Origin of the sequence: Sphaerotilus montanus, assembly GCF_013410775.1 — a bacterium.
In the GTDB taxonomy this organism is placed as follows: Bacteria; Pseudomonadota; Gammaproteobacteria; order Burkholderiales; family Burkholderiaceae_C; genus Sphaerotilus; species Sphaerotilus montanus.
In genome coordinates this window covers 2,997,471-3,015,622 of sequence record NZ_JACCFH010000001.1, presented here as the reverse complement: position 1 = coordinate 3,015,622, position 18,152 = coordinate 2,997,471, and the positions used below count along the sequence as shown (strand labels likewise).

Sequence of the window (18,152 nt, the reverse complement as noted above, 5' to 3'; positions counted from 1 at the left end):
TTGGGATGGGGGCTGGCGCAGGCAACAACGTCTGCGCAGGCCGAGCCCCCCTCCCGACCTCCCCCCGCTGGGGGGAGGAGCCAACGCGCATGACACCCCTGTTTCGGACCCGAAGGATTGCAGTACCTGCAGCCCTTCCGGCCTGACACGCCCCGACCTCACCCGCAAGGAGCACCGACCATGTTGGACAGCAACCTCAAGACCCAGTTGAAGGGCTACCTCGAACGCCTCGTGCAGCCGATCGAGATCGTCACCTTCGCCGACGACAGCGCCAACAGCCGCCAGATGCTCGAACTGGTGGCCGACGTGGCCTCGGTCGCCCCGGTCGGCAAGCTCAGCGTGCGCACCGGCGCCCCGGCCGGCGAGCGCACGCCCTCGTTCCAGATCACCCGTGCCGGCGCTGACACCGGCGTGCGCTTCGCTGGCCTCCCGATGGGCCACGAGTTCACGTCGCTGGTGCTGGCGCTGCTGCAGACCAGCGGCTACCCGCCCAAGGTGGACGCCGACCTGGTCGCGCAGATCAAGGCGCTGGACCCGGGACAGGACCTCGTCTTCGAGACCTACATGTCCCTGACCTGCCACAACTGCCCGGACGTGGTGCAGGCGTTCAACCTGCTGGCTGCGCTGAACCCGAAGATCCGCCACACCGCGATCGAAGGCTCGATGTTCCAGGCCGAGATCGACGCACGCCAGATCATGGGCGTGCCGCATGTTTACCTGAACGGCCAGGTGTTCGCGACCGGGCGGATGGAACTGGCCGAGATCCTCGCCAAGATCGACACCGGCGCCGCCGACCGCGAAGCCAAGAAGATCGCCGCCAAGGACGCCTACGACGTGCTGATCGTCGGCGGTGGTCCGGCCGGTGCGGCCGCAGCGATCTACGCGGCGCGCAAGGGCATCCGCACCGGCGTCGCCGCCGAGCGTTTCGGCGGCCAGGTGCTCGACACCATGGGCATCGAGAACTTCATCTCGGTGAAGGAAACCGACGGCCCGAAGCTGGCCGCTGCGCTGGAGCAGCACGTCAAGCAGTACGAAGTGGACGTGATGAACCTGCAGCGTGCCGTGTCGCTGGTGCCGGCGAGCACGCCGGGCGGGCTGATCGAGGTGAAGCTGGAGAACGGCGCGAGCCTGCGCAGCAAGACGGTCATCCTGTCGACCGGCGCGCGCTGGCGCCAGATGAACGTGCCCGGCGAAGCCGAGTACCGCAACAAGGGCGTGGCCTACTGCCCGCACTGCGACGGGCCGCTGTTCAAGGGCAAGCGTGTGGCGGTGATCGGCGGCGGCAACTCGGGCGTGGAAGCCGCGATCGACCTGGCCGGCATCGTCCGCCACGTCACGCTGATCGAGTTCGACTCCAAGCTGCGCGCCGACGCCGTGCTGCAGAAGAAGCTCTTCAGCTTGTCCAACGTGACGGTCATCGTCTCGGCGCTGTCCACCGAAGTCCACGGCGACGGCCAGAAGGTCAGCGGCCTGAGCTACAAGGACCGCACCAACGACACGATGCACCGCGTCGAGCTGGAAGGCATCTTCGTGCAGATCGGCCTGCTGCCCAACAGTGACTGGCTCAAGGGCACGGTCGAGCTGAGCCCGCGCGGCGAGGTCATCATCGACGACCGCGGCCAGACCTCGGTGCCGGGCGTGTTCGCCGCGGGGGATGTGACGACCGTGCCGTACAAGCAGATCATCATCGCGATGGGGGCGGGATCGACCGCGGCACTGAGTGCCTTCGATCACCTGATCCGCACCAGCACGCTGGCCTGACCGGACACCCGGGGCGCGACAATGCCCGCATTGAAACTTCTGCAGGAATCACCCATGCAAGGCGACACCAAGGTCATCGCGTACCTGAACGCACAACTCCGCAACGAACTCACCGCCATCAACCAGTATTTCCTGCACGCACGCATGCTGAAGAACTGGGGCCTACTGAAGCTGGCCAAGCACGAGTACGAGGAGTCGATCGAGGAGATGAAGCACGCCGACAAGCTGATAGAGCGCATCCTCATGCTGGAAGGCCTGCCGAATCTTCAGGATCTGGGCAAGCTCTACATCGGCGAAAACGCAGTGGAGACGCTGCACTGCGACCTGAAGATCGAGATGGCCTCGCACCCGCTGCTGAAGGAAGCCATCGCCCACTGCGAGAGCGTGCGGGACTACGTCTCGCGCGACCTGCTGCTGTCCATCCTCGATGACACCGAGGAGCACATCGACCATCTGGAGACCGAGATCGGGCTCGTGGCGCAGGTCGGTGAACAGAACTGGCTGCAGAGCCAGATCGGCACCGGAGCATCCTGATCCAGCAGATTCGTGGCCGCACCCGCGGTCCACCCACATCCAGAGGGCCTTCGGCCCTTTTTTTGATTCTCATTTGAGAATCAATCTCATTTCGTTTAGCATTCATCCATTCACTTTCGATTCAGCCCATCCCCCTGGGCTCTACAGCAGGTTTTCCATGATCGTCTGCATTTGCAACCGGGTCAGTGACCGAGACATCCGCCAAGCCGTCGTGGCCGGCGGTATTCGCAACTTCGAAGTGCTGAAGGACGTGACTCGCGCGGCGTCGTGCTGTGGTTGCTGTCAGGACTGCGCCCGCGAGGTCTTCGACGAGGCCTGCCTGCGCCTGACCCAGCAGACCCAGCCCTGCTGAAGCCTGACCGGCGAGCCGAGAGGTTGCCTCGCTGATCCCACAGATATCCGTTCGATGACCAATCCACACACGCTGTCCGCTCGGCTGCACCGAGGGGTGTCGGCATTCGATGCCCTCCAGCAGTCCTGGCAAGACGCCGTCGACCGTGCCGATGGCCCCAGCTTGTTCATGACGCCCGTCTTCATCCGGCAGTCCTGGGATCACTTCCACAAGCCGGGCGACGAACCCTGGCTGGTCAGCGTTGAGGACACCCGAGGCCGCATGGTCGGACTGCTACCCCTGGTGCTGCGAACCGAGGTCAGACGGCTGGTCCGGATCCGCACGCTGATGCACATGGGCCTCTGGGCTGGAGATCGACCAGGGGTGCTCCACACCCGGGACACCAGCGCGGGACAGATCTGGTGCGTGGCGCTGTCGGCACTGCTGGAACGGCGCGCGGCCTGGCACCACCTGGATCTGCGCGAGGTGGAAGAAGTGGTACTGCCTGACCTGCAGGCTCAGCTCCAGCAGGAGGCGCGGCTGTCCGTCAGCATCCGGCCGGACACCTATGCAGGGCTACTGCCCACCACCGGCACCTGGGAACACTATTTCGACAGCCGATCCCGACACACCCGACAGGCCTACCGCCGCAGCCACCGCCTGCTGACCGAGGCATGTCCCGGCCTTCGTGTGGAAACTATCGACCAGCCGGCGGACATGCCGGCCGCGTTCGAGCGTTACCTCGCTATCGAACAACTCGGCTGGAAACACAGCGCGCGGGTCGGACTGTGGGCAGACGACCGGCAGGTGGCCTTTCACCGGGCGCTGCTCCCTTGGCTGGCGCGGACCGGCCAAGCCAGCATCTGGTTCCTCTGCGACGGCGAACACGACATCGCCGGGCTGGTCCGCCTGCGACAGGGAACCGTCACCTACGAACGCTTCAAGGCCTTCGATCCCGCGCACGCACGGAGCTCCCCCGGCACCTGGCTCTGCGCCCAGGCGCTGCAGCAGTCGTTCGAGAGCCGCTGCACGCTGTCCGATGTGCTGGGCATGCACACGCCGCTGGCCGAGCGACAGGCCGTCAACGCCTGGTACGACCGCGAACTGCGCACCGTTCGCCTGGTCGTGACACGCGCAGGCACCGGCCAGCACCTGTTGCGCAGGACACGGCAGGCACTCCGGGCGGTACGCCGACTGCATCCGCAGCACTGGCGCCACGGTGCACAAACCGACCGCACCGAAGCAGCCAGCCCCGATCAGGCGGTGGCGCTGGCCTTGCGCAGGATGGCGTAGAGCTGGTCCTTCAGCACCAGCTTTTCCTTCTTGGCCGCCTCGATCTCCTCGTGCGTGGCGCCGACGATGCGCGCCTCCATGTTCTTGATCTGCTGGTCCAGTTCGTTGTGCTTGTCGAACAGGTGCTGGAAGTGGTGGTCGGTGGTCTTGAGCTGGCTGATCAGGTCACGGTATTCGGGGAACATGGGACAGATCCTTGTGGTCGTGGTGGAGAGATTCCACTCTAGGCCAGCCTTCCCCGACGAGACTTTACCCAGATCAAGGAAGCATCCCCTGCATTTGCGGATGAGAATGGTTATTGATAACATTCATCCAGTCCATTCCCATCCAGCCACTCCGTTCCCGGATTCGACCCCCATGACGCACCTGACCCGCCGCCCCTTCGTCGCCACCGCTGCCGCACTGGCCGTCTCGCTGCTCGGCCTGCCTGCGCTCGCGCAGGAGCAGGTGCTCAACATCTACTCCGCCCGCCACTACCAGACCGACGAGGCGCTCTACAGCAACTTCACCAAGACCACCGGCATCAAGATCAACCGCATCGACGGCAAGGAAGACGAGCTGGTCGAGCGCATCCGCAACGAAGGCACGGCCAGCCCCGCCGACCTGCTGATCACGGTCGACGCCACGCGGCTGGAGATCGCCGACAAGCTCGGCTTGTTCCAGCCGATCAAGTCCGCCACGCTGGAAGCGCGTGTGCCGGCCGCGCTGCGCACGCCGAACTGGTACTCGTTCTCGACCCGCGCCCGCGTCATCGTCTACAACAAGGTCGCCCTCAAGCGCGAGCAGGTCCTGAACTACGAGGACCTCGCCAACCCGGCGCTGAAGGGCCAGGTCTGCGTGCGCTCGGGCTCGCATCCGTACAACCTGTCGCTCGGCGGCGCGCTGATCGCCCACGACGGCGAAGCGAAGACCGAAGCCTGGGCGCGTGGCCTGGTCGCCAACTTCGCCCGCGCGCCCAAGGGCGGCGACACCGACCAGATCATGGCCGTGGCGGCCGGTGAATGTGGCGTGACGCTGTCGAACAGCTACTACGTCGCCCGGATGCTGCGCTCGACCAAGCCGGCGGACCAGGAAGCGATGCGCGCTGTCGGCGTGGTGTGGCCGAACCAGTCGAGCTGGGGCACGCATGTGAACGTGTCCGGCGCGGGCGTGCTGAAGCATTCGCCGAACAAGGCGGCGGCCGTCAAGTTCCTGGAGTACCTCGCCAGCGACGCCGCGCAGCTCTACTTCGCCGACGGCAACAACGAGTGGCCGGTGGTGGCCTCGGTCAAGACGAACAACCGCGCGCTCGAATCGCTCGGCATGTTCAAGGCCGACGCACTGCCGGTCGGCGACCTGGCGAAGAACACGGTCAACGCGCAGAAGGTGTTCGACCGCGCCGGCTGGCGCTGAAACCGCGCCACGTCCATCAAGGGTGGCAGGGCGTTGTCGCCGAGACGATCTTGTCCCAGATCTCGTACTTCGTGTGCAGCACGGTAGCAGGGCCACTGGCTGGCAGCGTCACGACGTAGGCGTTGTCGAATTCGTTGCCGATGGCCGGCACCGGTGGTGCGCCAAGCAAGGCGACGAGCTCTTCGGCCATTCCGGAGTGGCTGGCGACAAGGACCTTGCGGCCCCGGAATCCGGTACGGATGCGCTCGGCCAGGGTTGTGGCGCTGTCATAGGTCTCGATTGACAGCGCTGGCATGCGCGACTGCGCATAAGGGGTGACCGTCTGCCGAGTGCGCAGCAACGCAGTCGCAAAGACCGCCGAAATGCCCGAGGGCGCGAGCATGCGGGACAGTGTCTCGGCCCGACACTGTCCCGCCTCGGTCAGCGGCGGGTTGGCCGATTCGTCCAGCTTCTCGGCATGGCGCACGATGACGACCGTGGTGGGCTGGGCGCGGCTGACGAAGTAGGTCATCGACGGATTGGGTCGGCCGATGTAGCAGATGTGGTCGTATCCGTACTGCCGGATCACCCGTTGCGCCTGTTCTGCCTCGGTTCTCCGGCCAGCGAAGTCCATGATCCAGTGGCTCTGTTCAACGAGCTTCCAGCGTGACCCGATCCGCTGCACCTCGATGCGCCGAGGATCGAAGGCGACGCAGTCTTCCTGCTGTGCAAGCGCAGGGTGCGCCGCCGCCAGCAGCAGCGCGGCGCCCGCCAGTGATGCCAGACCACGGGCCACGGGGGAGCGGAATGCCATCATGGTGTTGTCCTCCTGGAAGCCATTCCAGCAGCTGGCAGGGCGCACCGCAATGTCCGACATCCTGCATCTTGATGAGGCCTCGCGGAGGCATCAAGCCGCCTCAGGAAACTGCCACGCTCGACTGCAGGCTGCGTACAGTAGCCCCCACCACCCGCGGCCTCACCAGGATTGCCCCATGCCCACCGTACCCGCCGACGACAAGCTGCACCTCCACCCCCTCGGCTTCCCCTGGCCCACCCAGGATCCCTTCCTGTTCTGCGTCCACCACGATGACCGCTACCCGAAGGGCAACGGCCAGTACGGGCCGGCCGCCTCGCTGGCGGGGCGGCAGATCGGCAGTGACTTCTCGTACCGCGACGGCTGGAGCCTGTACCACGGCGAGTCCGTGCCCGGCTTCCCCGCGCACCCGCACCGCGGCTTCGAGACAGTCACGCTGGTGCGCACCGGCCGCATCGACCACGCCGACTCGCTCGGTGCTGCTGCCCGTTACGGCGATGGCGACGTGCAGTGGCTGACCGCCGGCCGCGGTATCCAGCATGCCGAGATGTTCCCGCTGCTGTCCACCACGGCGCCGAACCCGCTCGACCTGTTCCAGATCTGGCTGAACCTGCCCGCCCGCGGCAAGTTCGCCGCGCCGCATTTCAAGATGCTCTGGGCTGGCGACATCCCGCGCCGCACGGACACCGACGCCGCGGGGGCGACCACCGAGCTGGTCTGCGTGGCTGGCGCGCCTGACGGCATGGCCACGCCGCCCAGCCCGCCGCCGGATTCCTGGGCCAGCGACCCGGGCGCCGATGTGGCGATCTGGACGCTGAAGATGGCACCGGGCGCGCGCTGGACCTTGCCCGCCGCCCGCGCCGGAGCGGCCACGCGCCGCAGGCTCTACTTCTACAGCGGAGCCACGCTCACGGTGGACGGCCAGCCGGTGCCCGGCCACGCGGCGATCGACGTGCCAACGGAGCGGGCGGTCGAGATCGTCAACAGCACGTCCGCGGTCGCCGAGCTGCTCATGCTGCAGGGCCGCCCGATCGGCGAGCCCGTGGCGCAGTACGGGCCGTTCGTGATGAACACCGAGGCCGAGATCCGGCAAGCGTTCATGGACTACCAGCGCACGCAGTTCGGCGGCTGGCCCTGGCCGGACTCGGCGCCGGTGCATGGCGGCGACGCGGCCCGCTTCGCCCGCCACGCCGACGGGTACACCGAGCAGCCCCCGCGCTGACCGGGTCGATCAGGTGCCGATCAGCCCGCCGTCGTCCCGGGTGATCACCACGGTCGCCGAACGCGGGCGCTGCCCGGCCTCGGGCCAGCCGGCGTCCGGGTGCTGGAGATTGACGAACAGCGTGCGGCAATCCGGCGCCACCACCGGCCCGGTGACTTCGCTGCCTTCGGGTGCCACCAGGAAGCGGCGCATCTGTGGCCCGCCCGGCGCCGTCGGGTCGCAGGCGAGCAACTGGTTGCGCGGCAGCCACAGGCGATCGCCGGGCGCGGCCTGGGTCATCGGTGTGGCGTCGGTGGCGATCCACATCACGCCGCGCGCGTCGATCGTCAGGCCGTCCGGGCTGCTGAAGGCGTCGCCCGGCGTCTCGCCACCGCCGAGCGCAAAAACGTCCCAGGCGAAGGCCTCCGCCGCCAGGTCGCCGCCATGGCGCCAGCGCAGCAGGTGCCCCGTCGGGTTCGGGGCGCGCGGGTTGGCCGCATCGGCACCGGGCTGGCCGGGGCGGCCGCGGGCGCTGTTGTTGGTCAGGGTGACGTAGACCTCGCCGGTGGCCGCATCCACCGCGGTCCACTCCGGGCGGTCCATCTGCGTGGCACCCAGCGCGTCGGCGGCCTCGCGGGTGCGCACCACCACCTCGGCCTGGTCGGCAAACCCGCGGTCGGCCGTCAGCGGCCCCTGCCCGTGGACCAGCGGCAGCCAGCGCCCGCGTCCGCCGGCATCGAAGCGTGCCACCGACAGCGTGCCGTGGTCGAGCAGGTCGCGGTTGGCCGCGGCACCACCGGGGCGGATCGGGTCGCGGCTGACAAAGCGGAAGATCGACTCGAAGCGCGCGTCCTCCCCCATGAACACCACCGCGCGCCCGTCCTTCGACACGCCAACCGCTGCACCCTCGTGGACGGCCCGACCGAGTGCCGTGCGCTTGACCGGGGTGCTGGTCGGATCGTGCGGGTCGATCTCGACCACCCAGCCGAAGCGGTGGAACTCGTTCGGATGTCGGCGCAGGTCGAAGCGCTCGTCGTGCAGGTGCCAGCGCGCCCAGTTGCCGTTGCTGGCACTGCCACCGCTGCGCAGACTCCAGCGCCGGTGGTGGTCGTCCAGTGCCGTCGGCGGCTCGAAATAGCCCTGGAAGTTCTCCTCGCAGGTCAGGTAGGTGCCCCAGGGCGTGGCGTTGGCGGCGCAGTTGGCGAAGGTGCCGAGCACGCGGCGGGCCTCGGGATCGGCGGCGGTCTTCAGCAGCGCGTGGCCGGCGGCAGGGCCGGCCAGCCGCATCGGGGTCGCCGCCGTGATGCGCCGCGCATGGCGCGACGGCCGCACCACCGACCAGCGCCCGGCCGCATCCGCCTGCACCTCGACGACCGACACGCCGTGCGCGGCCATGGACTTGGCGACCTGCTCGGCCGTGCGCGCCCCGCCGGCGAGCGAGGCGGCATCGGCATGCAGCACCCGCTCGTCGGTGTACTCGTGGTTCAGCGCCAGCAGGCCGTGGCGGGCCGAACCAGCGAGCGGAAAGTAGGCCATGCCGTCGTGGTGCATGCCGGCCTGCTGCGCCTGCTCGGCGGCGGTGTTGCCGGCATCGGGGCGCCACATGGGCTGTGCCTGGGCCAGACCGACCGGATCACCCCAGGCACAGAGCACGCGCGCGGTGTAGCCGGGCGGCACGGCCAGCGGCTCGGTCACGGTCATCGGCACCGACCGGAAACCGATGCCGCGCCCGAGCAAGGCCGGCGTGGTGGCGGCCCCGGCGACGGACCAGGGCATTGCCCCCGCCAGCAAGGTGGCCAGACCGGCGCCGAGCGACTGACGGCGGGTGATCGGGAGGGCCCGCGAGGCAAGCCATGGTTCAAGGCGAGGGGGATTCGGCATGGTGCCGACATCTTGCCACCCGACCCCCATCCCGGCGCACACACGGGGAATGCAGGCGCTGTGCCAGCCAAATCAGAAAGAATACGAACCCACTCAGCCATCCGACCGCCTGACACAGGGAGACAACATGGGATTCAGACACGGGGACACAACGGCCCGGAGGAGCGCCCGCTGAAGCCAGACACGCCCCGCCCCCTGCGCCTGCTCGCCACGCTGCTCGTCGCCTGGCTGGCAGCCCAGGCCTGCGTCCACCTGAACACCCCGCTGCCCTGGATGATCGGCCCGCTGCTGTCCACGGCAGCGCTGTCGATCGCCGGGGCGCCGCTGCTGTCCTCGCGGCGGTTGCGCAATGGCGGGCAGTGGATCGTGGGCACGGTGCTCGGGCTGTACTTCACGCCGGCCGTCGCGGCGCAGTCGCTCGCACTGGCGCCGTGGATGCTGCTCGGCGCCTTGTGGGCGCTGCTGATGGGCTTCCTGTTCGGGCGCTGGCTGCTGTGGTCGCAACCGGCGGGCACGGTGGATGCCACGACCGCCTACTTCGCCTCCGTCATCGGCGGCGCGTCCGAGATGGCGGCGTTTGCCGAGCGGGTCGGCGCCCGGGTCGATCTGGTCGCGGCAGCGCACTCGCTGCGGGTGATGCTGGTGGTGCTCGTCATCCCCTTCGGCTACCAGGGACTGGGGCTGCACGGGCACGATCCGGCAGCCATTTCTCGCGTCGGTGTCCAGCCGATGGGGCTGGTGCTGCTCGGACTGGCGACGGCGGCCGGCGCGCTGGCGATGCACGCGCTGCGGCAACCCAATCCGTGGGTGCTGGGCTCGCTGCTGGTCGCGCTGGGGCTGACCGCCAGCGGCGTCGAGCTGAGCGCCATGCCCGGCTGGCTGTCCGCCACGGCGCAGCTCTCGATCGGCATCTCGCTGGGCACGCGCTTCACGCCCGCCTTCCTGCACACCGCCCCGCGCTGGCTCGCCGCCACGGCCATCGGCACGCTGGGGATGATCGCCGCGTCAGCCGGCTATGCGTGGCTCGTCGCGCAGGCCACGGGGCTGGTGCCGGCCACGGTGCTGCTGGGCAACTCGCCGGGCGGGATCGCGGAGATGTGCATCACGGCCAAGGTGCTGGACCTGGGGGTGGCGGTGGTGACGGGGTTCCACGTGGTGCGCTACGTGATCGTGCTGGTGCTGACGGGGCCGGTCTATGCACGCTTCGTTCGGCCACGCTAGAAAGTCTGCAGATCTGGCTGCGACAGAGGGCCAGCCGCCTGGAACAGGGCATGGAGCAAATCAAGCTTCTCCCGAACCTCGGGTACCAGGGTGGCGGGATCGACCAGTTCGACCAGCCGGTGCAACTCGCCCTTGGTCAACAGCATTCCACCGCCGATCTTCTGTGCCAGCCGTCTGAAGAATTCCTCGGCCAGAGCGCTGAGCTTCGTGCTCTGCGTTTTGGCATCCCAGATCAGGCGCCGTGCAGCCTCTGAAGAATCGGCCCACAGCTGGAAATCGGCCACTTGGCCCTCGAACACGGTCTCGAGCACCAAGGCATCCAGCACTTCGTCGATGTCTGGTTCGTGGCTGTCAAACAGCGGCAATCCCGCGTAGCAGGACAAGGCATAGCGTCGCAGCACGTCGGGTGTCACGAAATAGTTCTCGGCCTCGTAACGACGCCAGTACGCCAAGGTCAGGCGGCCCTCCACGCTGGACGCGCGGGATCGCCCGTCGTTGTCGAGGATGGCCAGACCTTTGAGACTGGGCAGCATTTCCTGGAGTCCCTTGAAGTGCTCGCGCGGCGTGATCCCGAAACCGCCTTCGACACGTTCCAGTTCGCTGTCCTGCGATCGGCCAGGGAAGTTGTTCTGCACGTAGAAGGAGTTGATGCGCTCATCCCAGACTGCTGCCACCGGGTGTTCCATCCGCTCGGCAAATGCCCGCAGCATGTCCACGTCGGTGCCGCCTTCCACGTAGAGCACATAGCCACGCTCCCGCGCCTTGATGTAGTGATCGGCACCGAAGTGCTTGAGGCTGTTGCGAATGGCAGGCTTGCGCGCCAGGTCATCGGCGCGGCCGTCCAGCAACAGGGTCAGATTGATGTCGAGCGCCTCATCCAGGATGACCTCCGAGTGCGTCACCATGACCACTTGGGAGTGGTTCTCCGAGGCGATGTCACGCAGCAGGACATACACCTGCTTCTGCCTCAGGATTTCCAGGTGGGCATCCGGCTCATCCACCAGCAGCACGCTGCCTTTGTGCGAGTACAGGTACGCGAAGATCAGCAGCATCTGCTGAAAGCCTCGTCCGGACGAGGACACGTCCAGCGCCTCGCGCACTCCCGGCTGCTTGTACCGGAGATCAATGGCCCCGCGGGAGGTTTCCCTCGGCTGGTCCAGCGTCACATTGAACAGCCGCTGCATCAGCTTCACGATGCGCTGCCAGTCCTCGGGGGCACTCTTCTCGACCATGAGGCACAGGTTGCGAAGCACTTGCGCCGTCTGGCCCTGGCCGAGCAGCACGTCGATTCGACCGGGCTGCAGGATGGGCTCCTCCGTCTCCAGCCCGGACATCGGGTAGAGCAACTCCACCCGGATATCCGAGGCGAACTTCAAGAGCGCCGTATCGGCTGCAGCCTTTTCATCGGGCGAGCAATAGACCAAGTCGTTGCCCTGATTTCGAAACCGCATCGACAGCGGAACGATCTGCCCATGGAACTCGATGCCGACCGTGATCGTCATCGAAATGTCCTTGTTGCCCGTGCGGACCTCCGTGTTGTGCCAGAAAAACCGGGTGCGTTGCACCGGCACTGCAACGATGCTGAGTCGATTCAGCGCAGTGGCGGGTCGCTCGGTAGCGGATGTGGCCTTGCGAACATCGAACCAGGTCCGCACCGCTTGTGACCACAGAGCCAACGCCTGGATCGCGCTCGTCTTGCCGCAGTTGTTCGGGCCGATGAGGACCGCAGGATGTTCCAGTTCAATGCGCTGCCTGTTGCCAAACCGCTTGAAGTTTTCGATTTCCAGGTAGTGCAGCAGACGCATGGGACTCAGCTCCGTCAAAGTGGATCGATTTTGACGGACAGAAGATCCCGCACGACGAAAAACGGCGACCGATCGCTCGGTCGCCGTGGTGCAGCGGGTGGTTCCGCGTCAGGCCGGGATGCGCAGCACCTGGCCCGGATAGATCTTGTCCGGGTGGCTCAGCATCGGCTTGTTGGCCTCGAAGATCTTCATGTAGGCGTTGGCGTTGCCGTACTCGGCCTTGGCGATGCCCGACAGGGTGTCGCCGCGCACGACGGTGTGGTAGCGCGACTCGTCGGCCGGCGCGGTAACGGTCAGCATGTCGTTGACGGCGGTGACGCCGGCGACGTTGCCGCAGCACAGCAGGACCTTTTCCTTCGTGGCCTGGTCGGGCGCGCAGCCAGAGACGGTGGCCTGGCAGGTGGTGCCGTCAAAGGCGACCTGCAGGCCATCGACGTTCAGGCCCTGGGCGCCGATGTACTTCTCGATCGCAGCGGCTGCGCCAGCGTTGGCCGCGGCGAGCTTTTCCTGCGCGGCCACCGGATCTGCAGCGGTCGCGGCTTCAGCGGCGGCCTTTTCCGGGTTGTTGCTGCCGAAGAGCTTCTCGCCGGCTTCCTTGATGAAACTCATCAATCCCATGGTCTTGATTCCTTCTGCTTCTGCATCGGTGGAAACACAACGTGCCTTCGCGGCGCGTCCATGCGGGTTATAGACGCACTGCGCTCACCTGACAAGCGTGACTTGTTTCACTTTAATGAGCCCCATACCGCGGTATAGGGTCCGCAAATCACGCCAGACGCCGCGGTGCAGAGAAGCGTCCGTCATCGGACAGCGGGAATCTCGGTCAGGGGCTGGCCGCGGCCGAACACGTCGGTGATCGGGCGCAGGTTGGCGTGTTCGCGCGCACAGGTGGCGCGGTCCTCGGTGCAGGTGGCCAGGAAGTCGCGGCGGAACGACTCCAGCAGACCCTGGTCGTGCAGCACGGTGGCCAGCACGTTGAGCGCGTCGATGCGCTCGCCGTAGACCCCCGGGCGCACGCCCGCACCGTGGAACAGCGTGGCGACGGTGTGCCGGCCGGTGCGGTAGCCATCGCCCTGCGAGGTGTCGGTGGAGCCGTCCTCGTCGAAGGTGACGATGAGCAGGCTGTTGTGCGTGCGCGCCCAGGTGGCGTAGGGGCCGATGTGGCGGCGCAGCCAGTCGTCGGCGTCGGCCAGGGAGGCGCTGTGGGCGTCGTGCTGCTCGTCGGGGACAACGATGGAGACGCTGGGCAGCGCCGAGAAATCGAGCGGCCGGCCGTGGTCGTCCTCGGCGAAGCCGCGCCAGCGGCGACCGCTCGGGTCCTGCGTGGCCCGGAAACCGAGGTTCACCTCGACCGGCAGCAGGAAGCGGCGCTGCGCCTCGGGCACGGCACGCGGCGTCTGCGCCGGGCCGAAGTCGATCCAGTTGATCGCCGGGTTGTGCTTGCGGCGGTAGTGGTCGGTGAGCGGGTTGGTGTCGCCCTCGCCGTCCCACAGCGGGTGCGGCAGGCTCTCGGAGAAGCTCAGGAAGGTCTTGCCCGTCTGGCGCAGCGCAGCGCCGAGGTTGGCGGTGCTGAAGGGACGGCGCTCGGCAGGAATCAGGCGGTTGCCGATACCGGCCGGCTGGTCGTCGCGCTTGCCCGGCAGCGCATCGCCATTGCTGGCCATGCGCACGTCCGCGCGGTAGGGCGAGGTCGGATCGGCAAACCAGGCCGGCAGCACGCCCTGGTGGCTGGCCGAGAACAGGTAGAGGTAGTTCGGCTGGCTAGGACGCGCCGAGAGCGGGCCCTTGAAACCGGCGGGAATGCGGCGGTACGGGGTCTCGGCCGCGTAGGCGCTGGAAAAGCGCGCCCCGTGCTGCGGGTCGTTGGCGAGGCCGTTGAGGAAGGGCATCGCCGGATTGCCCCAGATGCGCTGCTCGCCACCGGCGTCGGCCGAGCGGTTCTCGAGCACGACGACCACGATGTGGTCGTGCGGCGCTGCGCGGGCCGCCGCGGTCCACCCCGCCAGTGCAGCCGCCAGAACGGCGCCCCAGGCAAGTCGCTTTGCTGCTGTCACAGGCATCACAGGCACTCCGGCATTCCATCCATCGCAGGAACCACCGCCCCACAAGCAAAAACGCCAACCGGCGGCGGTTGGCGTTTCACGGGTGTCACGAATCGGGTGGTGCGCCCGGCTGGGATCGAACCAGCAACCCTTGGCTTCGGAGGCCAATACTCTATCCATTGAGCTACGGGCGCAGCGAATGCGATTCTAGCAGTGATCGGAACGCAGCATGCACGCAACACGGGCGAAACGCATCCGGCCCTTATAATTCGACGGTTTTGCGCACCCTGCCTGCCCTGCACGCGAACAGTGCCCACACCGCGTTCACCAGCCCCGAGGAACCCATGAGCCAAGCCCACGACGAGCACGAAACCCCGATCAAGACCCCCAAGCAACTCATCCTGGCGGTGATCTTTGCGTTTCTGGTGCCGATCTTCGCGATTGTCCTGCTGGTGAAGAACGTGGGCAGCGACACCCGCTCCGGCGCCGGTGCCGACGCACTGAGCGAGGAAGCCACCGCTGCACGCATCCAGCCCATCGGCGCGGTGACCATCAAGCTCGAAGGCGGTCCGCTGAAGAGCGGCGAGGAAGTGTTCAAGGGCCAGTGCACGGCCTGCCACACCGCAGGCCTGGCCGGTGCACCGAAGTTCGGAGACGCCGCTGCCTGGGGCCCGCGTGTCGGCCAGGGCTATGAAGCGCTGCTGACCTCGGCGCTCAAGGGCAAGGGAGCCATGGGCGCACAGGGCGGTGGTGATTTCAGCGATCTGGAAATCGGTCGTGCCGTGGTCTACATGGCCAACGCCGCTGGTGCCAAGCTCGAAGAGCCGAAGGCCGCTGCGGTCCCGGCAGACGCTGCGTCGAAGTAAGTCGACCCCGCGCCCGACAGGAAGCCGGTCACTGACCGGCTTTTTTCATGCCCGCGCCACAGCGATCGATCCGCGGCGCTGCGGGCTCAGGTCGTAGCCGAAGCGCACCGGCAGTTCGGCAAACGCCACCTCCTGCGGCACCCACAGACCCCCGACGACGGCATCCGCGGCAGTGTCCATGTCCGCGGAGCGCACGAGGCCGAGGCCCAGCGGCGTGTGCAGGAACAGCCGACCGTGCTCGTCGACCAGCACCGCGTCCACCGAGGGCACCGGGCGCCCGGTGTGGGTCTCGACCCGGAAGACGCCGTCCAGCCACTGCACGCCGAACACCCAGGGCGCGGCCTCCAGCTCGACAAACACCTTCTGCGGGCCGTTCTGGAAGAACCAGCAGCCGTCGGCATCGGCCTCGTAGTTGCGGCCGATGAACTCGCGCAGCTTGTCGTGGAGGATCCGGCTGCCTTTGGCCTGCGGAAACGGCCCCGTCGCCTGCGTACGGTCGTCGCGCATGTACCAGTCACCGCGCGCATCGAGCGCGAGCCAGCCCCGGCAGTCGGGCACGTTGGGCCACTTCTTCAGGGCCGCCTTGACGATGTCATCCATGCCGCCGATCTTGCCTCAGCGCAGCGGCGCCGGCCAGCGGGATCCGAGTTGACCCTGCATCCAGCCCATCACGGCCCGCGGCAAGCCACGCACATCCCCAGGCGGGGGCCCGGACGCAAACCCGACATGGCCCCCATGGTCGGGTTGCCACAAGGTGACATGGCGGCCAACCTCATGGGCACCCGGCAGGCTGTCGGCAGGCACGAAGGGATCGTTGCGCGCATTGATGACCAGCGCGGGAATACGGATCTCGGCCAGATGCGGCTTGGCGGAGGCGCGGCGCCAGTAGTCCTCGGTGTCGCGGTAGCCGTGCAGCGGCGCGGTGAAGAGGTTGTCGAATTCGTAGAGGTCACGCGCCTGGCGCATCCGGTCGGCGTCGAAGAGGCCGGGATGCTGCGCGAGCTTGGCCAGCGCCTTGGGCTTCATGGTGCGCAGGAACATCGGCGTGTAGAGGTGGCGGTTCAGGCCGCGCCCGATCGCGTGGCCAGCCGCGGCCAGATCGATCGGCGAACACACCGACGCCACCGCCTGCACCACGCGCTCAGCCTGCGCGCCCGACTCCTGCGCCCAGCGCAGCAGCGCATTGCCGCCCAGCGAGACGCCGACCGCCACGACCGGGCCGCTGCCGCCGTGCGACGCGCGGATCTTGTCCAGCATCCAGCCGATCTCGACGTGGTCGCCCGAGTGGTAGGCCCGCGGGGCCAGGTTCAGCTCACCCGAGCAGCCGCGGAAATGCGGCACCGCGAAGCGCCAGCCATGGCGGCGCGCCCAGTCGGCAAACGCCAACGCGTAGTGGCTGCGGGAGGAACCTTCCAGTCCGTGGAACAGCACCAGCAGGCCCGCGCTCGGCCCCACCGGATCCAGCCAGTCGATGTCGACGAAGTCGGCGTCCGGCGTGGTGTGGCGCTCGCGGCGGTAGACGATGGGCTCGGCCGTGTCGTGGCTGCGCGAGAACAGCGCCGGCCAGACAGTCTGCGCCTGGCCGCCGGGCAGCCAGGCCGGAGCGGGATCGAGCGTCAATGCCGTGCAGCGTCAGTGCAGCATCGACGGTTCGTCGCTGAATTCCTGCACCTGGCGCGGACTGCCGGGGCTGGCATGGTGGGCCAGCAGGCGCCAGCCCTGGGGCGTCTTCACGAAGATGTTGGTGGCCAGCACATAGGCGCGCTGCGGCCCCTCGGGCGTGGCCACGCGGAGTTCTTCGAGGACATGGTGCACGGCAAATCCCCCCGCCACGATGCGGCGCACCTGCGAGATGCGGGCATCGACGCTGCCGTTGGCGAACAGGCTCTCGAAGGCCGAACGGATCGCCTGCGCCCCGACCAGCCGCGGCCCGCCCGGGTGGATGCAGGCGATGTCCTCGTCGTCGGACCAGACGGACATCACCCGGTCGAGGTCTGCGTGCTGCAGGGCCTCGTAGAACTGGGCTTCGGTCTCGTCGGGCGTGGCCATCAGGGCGGCCTGCAGGGGCTTGACGCGGGGCATGGAAATCCTGGTTGCGGGCTGGAATGCGGGCCGGAAATTACCGGAAGACGACGGTCTTGCGGCCATTGAGCAGCACACGGTGCTCGACGTGCCAGCGCACGGCACGCGCCAGCACCACGCACTCGACATCGCGCCCGACGGCGGTGAAGTCCTCGGGACTGAGCGTGTGGTCGACGCGCTCGACGTCCTGCTCGATGATCGGACCTTCGTCCAGATCGGCGGTGACGTAGTGCGCGGTGGCGCCGATCAGCTTCACGCCACGTTCGTGCGCCTGGTAATAAGGCTTGGCGCCCTTGAAGCTGGGCAGGAAGCTGTGGTGGATGTTGATCGCCCGGCCCTGCAGGAAGGCGCAGAAGTCGGGACTGAGGATCTGCATGTAGCGCGCCAGCACCACGAGGTCGATGTCTTCGCGGGTGAAGAGCGCTTCGATCTGCTGTTCCTGCTCGCGCTTGGCGGCCGCGCTGCTGCCGGTGGGCAGCGGCAGGTGGTGGAAGGCGATGCCGTAGCTGGCGGCCAGCTCGGCGAAATCGGGGTGGTTCGAGACAATGGCCGGGATGTCCACGCCGAGCTGCCCGCTCTTCCAGCGGAACAGCAGATCGTTGAGGCAGTGGCCGTGCTTGCTGACCATCAGCATCACGCGCGGCTTGCGCGCCAGGCTGCGGACCTGCGCGGTCATGCCGAACTGCTGGCGGGTGTGGCTGAACAGGCGGTCGAGGGTCGCGGCGTCGCCCAGGTGTTCGGGCGCATCGAAGTGGACGCGCATGAAGAACAGCCCGGTCGCGTCCTCGCCGAGGACGTCGCCGAACTGCTGGGAGTCGATGATGTTGCAGCCCGCCTGGTAGAGCAGGCCGGAGACGGCGTGGACGATGCCCTTGGCATCGGGGCACGAGAGGGTGAGGACAAAGTCGCGTTGCATCGGCATGGTGGGCCGGATTCTACGCAGCCACCAT

At 67.6% G+C, this 18,152-nt stretch carries 18 protein-coding genes and 1 tRNA gene; 8 read left to right on the top strand and 11 right to left on the bottom strand.

Annotation, left to right across the window (positions count from 1 at the left end; all coding sequences use genetic code 11):
* Positions 1 to 180 precede the first annotated feature (180 nt).
* The 4 genes from ahpF to BDD16_RS13755 all read left to right on the top strand — a co-directional run bounded on the left by ahpF (position 181) and on the right by BDD16_RS13755 (position 3,919).
* On the top strand, positions 181 to 1,761 hold the full coding sequence (gene ahpF / locus BDD16_RS13770) for an alkyl hydroperoxide reductase subunit F (RefSeq protein ID WP_179634477.1): 1,581 nt from the start codon (positions 181 to 183) through the stop codon (positions 1,759 to 1,761).
* A 54-nt stretch (positions 1,762 to 1,815) separates the two neighbouring features.
* Positions 1,816 to 2,295: a bacterioferritin gene (gene bfr / locus BDD16_RS13765; RefSeq protein WP_179634476.1), complete on the top strand. Its 480-nt coding sequence runs from the start codon at positions 1,816 to 1,818 to the stop codon at positions 2,293 to 2,295.
* Positions 2,296 to 2,452: 157 nt separating this feature from the next.
* A complete protein-coding gene (locus BDD16_RS13760) occupies positions 2,453 to 2,647 on the top strand; it encodes a (2Fe-2S)-binding protein (protein WP_179634475.1) in 195 nt (64 codons plus the stop codon).
* A 54-nt stretch (positions 2,648 to 2,701) separates the two neighbouring features.
* The gene (locus BDD16_RS13755; RefSeq protein ID WP_179634474.1) at positions 2,702 to 3,919 is read left to right on the top strand and encodes a GNAT family N-acetyltransferase; all 1,218 of its coding nucleotides are present in this window, start codon (positions 2,702 to 2,704) and stop codon (positions 3,917 to 3,919) included.
* Here BDD16_RS13755 and BDD16_RS13750 read toward each other — a convergent pair.
* Positions 3,883 to 4,104 (bottom strand): HP1242/YdcH family protein, encoded by a 222-nt coding sequence (locus BDD16_RS13750; protein WP_179634473.1) that lies wholly within the window; start codon positions 4,102 to 4,104, stop codon positions 3,883 to 3,885. The two genes, BDD16_RS13755 and BDD16_RS13750, sit on opposite strands and share 37 nt — an antisense overlap.
* 172 nt (positions 4,105 to 4,276) lie before the next feature.
* Between BDD16_RS13750 and BDD16_RS13745 the strand changes: the two genes are divergently transcribed.
* Entirely contained in the window at positions 4,277 to 5,311 is a 1,035-nt protein-coding gene (locus BDD16_RS13745) for an extracellular solute-binding protein (RefSeq protein WP_179634472.1), read from the top strand.
* A 16-nt stretch (positions 5,312 to 5,327) separates the two neighbouring features.
* Here the strand turns inward: BDD16_RS13745 and BDD16_RS22815 are convergent, their stop codons facing one another.
* The gene (locus BDD16_RS22815; RefSeq protein ID WP_218897801.1) at positions 5,328 to 6,107 is read right to left on the bottom strand and encodes a histidine phosphatase family protein; all 780 of its coding nucleotides are present in this window, start codon (positions 6,105 to 6,107) and stop codon (positions 5,328 to 5,330) included.
* 175 nt (positions 6,108 to 6,282) lie between these two features.
* Between BDD16_RS22815 and BDD16_RS13735 the strand changes: the two genes are divergently transcribed.
* Positions 6,283 to 7,326: a pirin family protein gene (locus BDD16_RS13735; protein WP_179634471.1), complete on the top strand. Its 1,044-nt coding sequence runs from the start codon at positions 6,283 to 6,285 to the stop codon at positions 7,324 to 7,326.
* 9 nt (positions 7,327 to 7,335) lie between these two features.
* Here BDD16_RS13735 and BDD16_RS13730 read toward each other — a convergent pair whose 3' ends face one another.
* Positions 7,336 to 9,186, bottom strand: coding sequence for a PhoX family protein (locus BDD16_RS13730; RefSeq protein WP_179634470.1), 1,851 nt, complete (start codon positions 9,184 to 9,186; stop codon positions 7,336 to 7,338).
* A 273-nt stretch (positions 9,187 to 9,459) separates the two neighbouring features.
* Here BDD16_RS13730 and BDD16_RS13725 point away from each other — a divergent pair, with 273 nt between their 5' ends.
* Positions 9,460 to 10,407, top strand: a complete 948-nt coding sequence (locus BDD16_RS13725; RefSeq protein WP_179634469.1) for an AbrB family transcriptional regulator — start codon at positions 9,460 to 9,462, stop codon at positions 10,405 to 10,407.
* Here BDD16_RS13725 and BDD16_RS13720 read toward each other — a convergent pair.
* The 4 genes from BDD16_RS13720 to BDD16_RS13705 form a co-directional block, all read right to left on the bottom strand.
* Entirely contained in the window at positions 10,404 to 12,212 is a 1,809-nt protein-coding gene (locus BDD16_RS13720; protein ID WP_179634468.1) for an ATP-dependent nuclease, read from the bottom strand. The two genes, BDD16_RS13725 and BDD16_RS13720, sit on opposite strands and share 4 nt — an antisense overlap.
* 108 nt (positions 12,213 to 12,320) lie before the next feature.
* The gene (lysM, locus tag BDD16_RS13715; protein ID WP_179634467.1) at positions 12,321 to 12,830 is read right to left on the bottom strand and encodes a peptidoglycan-binding protein LysM; all 510 of its coding nucleotides are present in this window, start codon (positions 12,828 to 12,830) and stop codon (positions 12,321 to 12,323) included.
* A gap of 182 nt (positions 12,831 to 13,012) precedes the next feature.
* Positions 13,013 to 14,272 carry an alkaline phosphatase family protein gene (locus BDD16_RS13710; protein WP_179634466.1) on the bottom strand — a complete coding sequence of 420 codons (1,260 nt, stop codon included), beginning with the start codon at positions 14,270 to 14,272 and terminating at the stop codon, positions 13,013 to 13,015.
* A gap of 100 nt (positions 14,273 to 14,372) precedes the next feature.
* Positions 14,373 to 14,448: transfer RNA gene (locus tag BDD16_RS13705), tRNA-Arg, on the bottom strand.
* A gap of 150 nt (positions 14,449 to 14,598) precedes the next feature.
* On the opposite strand from BDD16_RS13705, the gene BDD16_RS13700 reads away from it, so the two are divergent.
* On the top strand, positions 14,599 to 15,120 hold the full coding sequence (locus BDD16_RS13700) for a c-type cytochrome (RefSeq protein WP_179634465.1): 522 nt from the start codon (positions 14,599 to 14,601) through the stop codon (positions 15,118 to 15,120).
* A gap of 45 nt (positions 15,121 to 15,165) precedes the next feature.
* Here the strand turns inward: BDD16_RS13700 and BDD16_RS13695 are convergent, their stop codons facing one another.
* From BDD16_RS13695 to purU, 4 genes are read right to left on the bottom strand one after another with little or no spacing between them, the layout of a single operon-like run.
* Positions 15,166 to 15,720, bottom strand: a complete 555-nt coding sequence (locus tag BDD16_RS13695) for a DUF2946 family protein (protein ID WP_179634464.1) — start codon at positions 15,718 to 15,720, stop codon at positions 15,166 to 15,168.
* 15 nt (positions 15,721 to 15,735) lie between these two features.
* Positions 15,736 to 16,740, bottom strand: coding sequence for a YheT family hydrolase (locus BDD16_RS13690; protein WP_179634463.1), 1,005 nt, complete (start codon positions 16,738 to 16,740; stop codon positions 15,736 to 15,738).
* A 12-nt stretch (positions 16,741 to 16,752) separates the two neighbouring features.
* A complete protein-coding gene (locus BDD16_RS13685) occupies positions 16,753 to 17,202 on the bottom strand; it encodes a YybH family protein (protein ID WP_179634462.1) in 450 nt (149 codons plus the stop codon).
* A gap of 37 nt (positions 17,203 to 17,239) precedes the next feature.
* Positions 17,240 to 18,124: a formyltetrahydrofolate deformylase gene (gene purU / locus BDD16_RS13680; protein ID WP_179634461.1), complete on the bottom strand. Its 885-nt coding sequence runs from the start codon at positions 18,122 to 18,124 to the stop codon at positions 17,240 to 17,242.
* Positions 18,125 to 18,152: the final 28 nt, after the last annotated feature.

Excerpts from the sequence above, each read along its gene's own strand:
- ahpF (WP_179634477.1), top strand. The coding sequence starts at position 181 with ATGTTGGACAGCAACCTCAAGACCCAGTTGAAGGGCTACCTCGAACGC.
- bfr (WP_179634476.1), top strand. The coding sequence starts at position 1,816 with ATGCAAGGCGACACCAAGGTCATCGCGTACCTGAACGCACAACTCCGC.
- BDD16_RS13760 (WP_179634475.1), top strand. The coding sequence starts at position 2,453 with ATGATCGTCTGCATTTGCAACCGGGTCAGTGACCGAGACATCCGCCAA.
- BDD16_RS13755 (WP_179634474.1), top strand. The coding sequence starts at position 2,702 with ATGACCAATCCACACACGCTGTCCGCTCGGCTGCACCGAGGGGTGTCG.
- BDD16_RS13750 (WP_179634473.1), bottom strand. The coding sequence starts at position 4,104 with ATGTTCCCCGAATACCGTGACCTGATCAGCCAGCTCAAGACCACCGAC.
- BDD16_RS13745 (WP_179634472.1), top strand. The coding sequence starts at position 4,277 with ATGACGCACCTGACCCGCCGCCCCTTCGTCGCCACCGCTGCCGCACTG.
- BDD16_RS22815 (WP_218897801.1), bottom strand. The coding sequence starts at position 6,107 with ATGATGGCATTCCGCTCCCCCGTGGCCCGTGGTCTGGCATCACTGGCG.
- BDD16_RS13735 (WP_179634471.1), top strand. The coding sequence starts at position 6,283 with ATGCCCACCGTACCCGCCGACGACAAGCTGCACCTCCACCCCCTCGGC.
- BDD16_RS13730 (WP_179634470.1), bottom strand. The coding sequence starts at position 9,186 with ATGCCGAATCCCCCTCGCCTTGAACCATGGCTTGCCTCGCGGGCCCTC.
- BDD16_RS13725 (WP_179634469.1), top strand. The coding sequence starts at position 9,460 with ATGATCGGCCCGCTGCTGTCCACGGCAGCGCTGTCGATCGCCGGGGCG.
- BDD16_RS13720 (WP_179634468.1), bottom strand. The coding sequence starts at position 12,212 with ATGCGTCTGCTGCACTACCTGGAAATCGAAAACTTCAAGCGGTTTGGC.
- lysM (WP_179634467.1), bottom strand. The coding sequence starts at position 12,830 with ATGGGATTGATGAGTTTCATCAAGGAAGCCGGCGAGAAGCTCTTCGGC.
- BDD16_RS13710 (WP_179634466.1), bottom strand. The coding sequence starts at position 14,272 with ATGCCTGTGACAGCAGCAAAGCGACTTGCCTGGGGCGCCGTTCTGGCG.
- BDD16_RS13700 (WP_179634465.1), top strand. The coding sequence starts at position 14,599 with ATGAGCCAAGCCCACGACGAGCACGAAACCCCGATCAAGACCCCCAAG.
- BDD16_RS13695 (WP_179634464.1), bottom strand. The coding sequence starts at position 15,720 with ATGGATGACATCGTCAAGGCGGCCCTGAAGAAGTGGCCCAACGTGCCC.
- BDD16_RS13685 (WP_179634462.1), bottom strand. The coding sequence starts at position 17,202 with ATGCCCCGCGTCAAGCCCCTGCAGGCCGCCCTGATGGCCACGCCCGAC.
- purU (WP_179634461.1), bottom strand. The coding sequence starts at position 18,124 with ATGCCGATGCAACGCGACTTTGTCCTCACCCTCTCGTGCCCCGATGCC.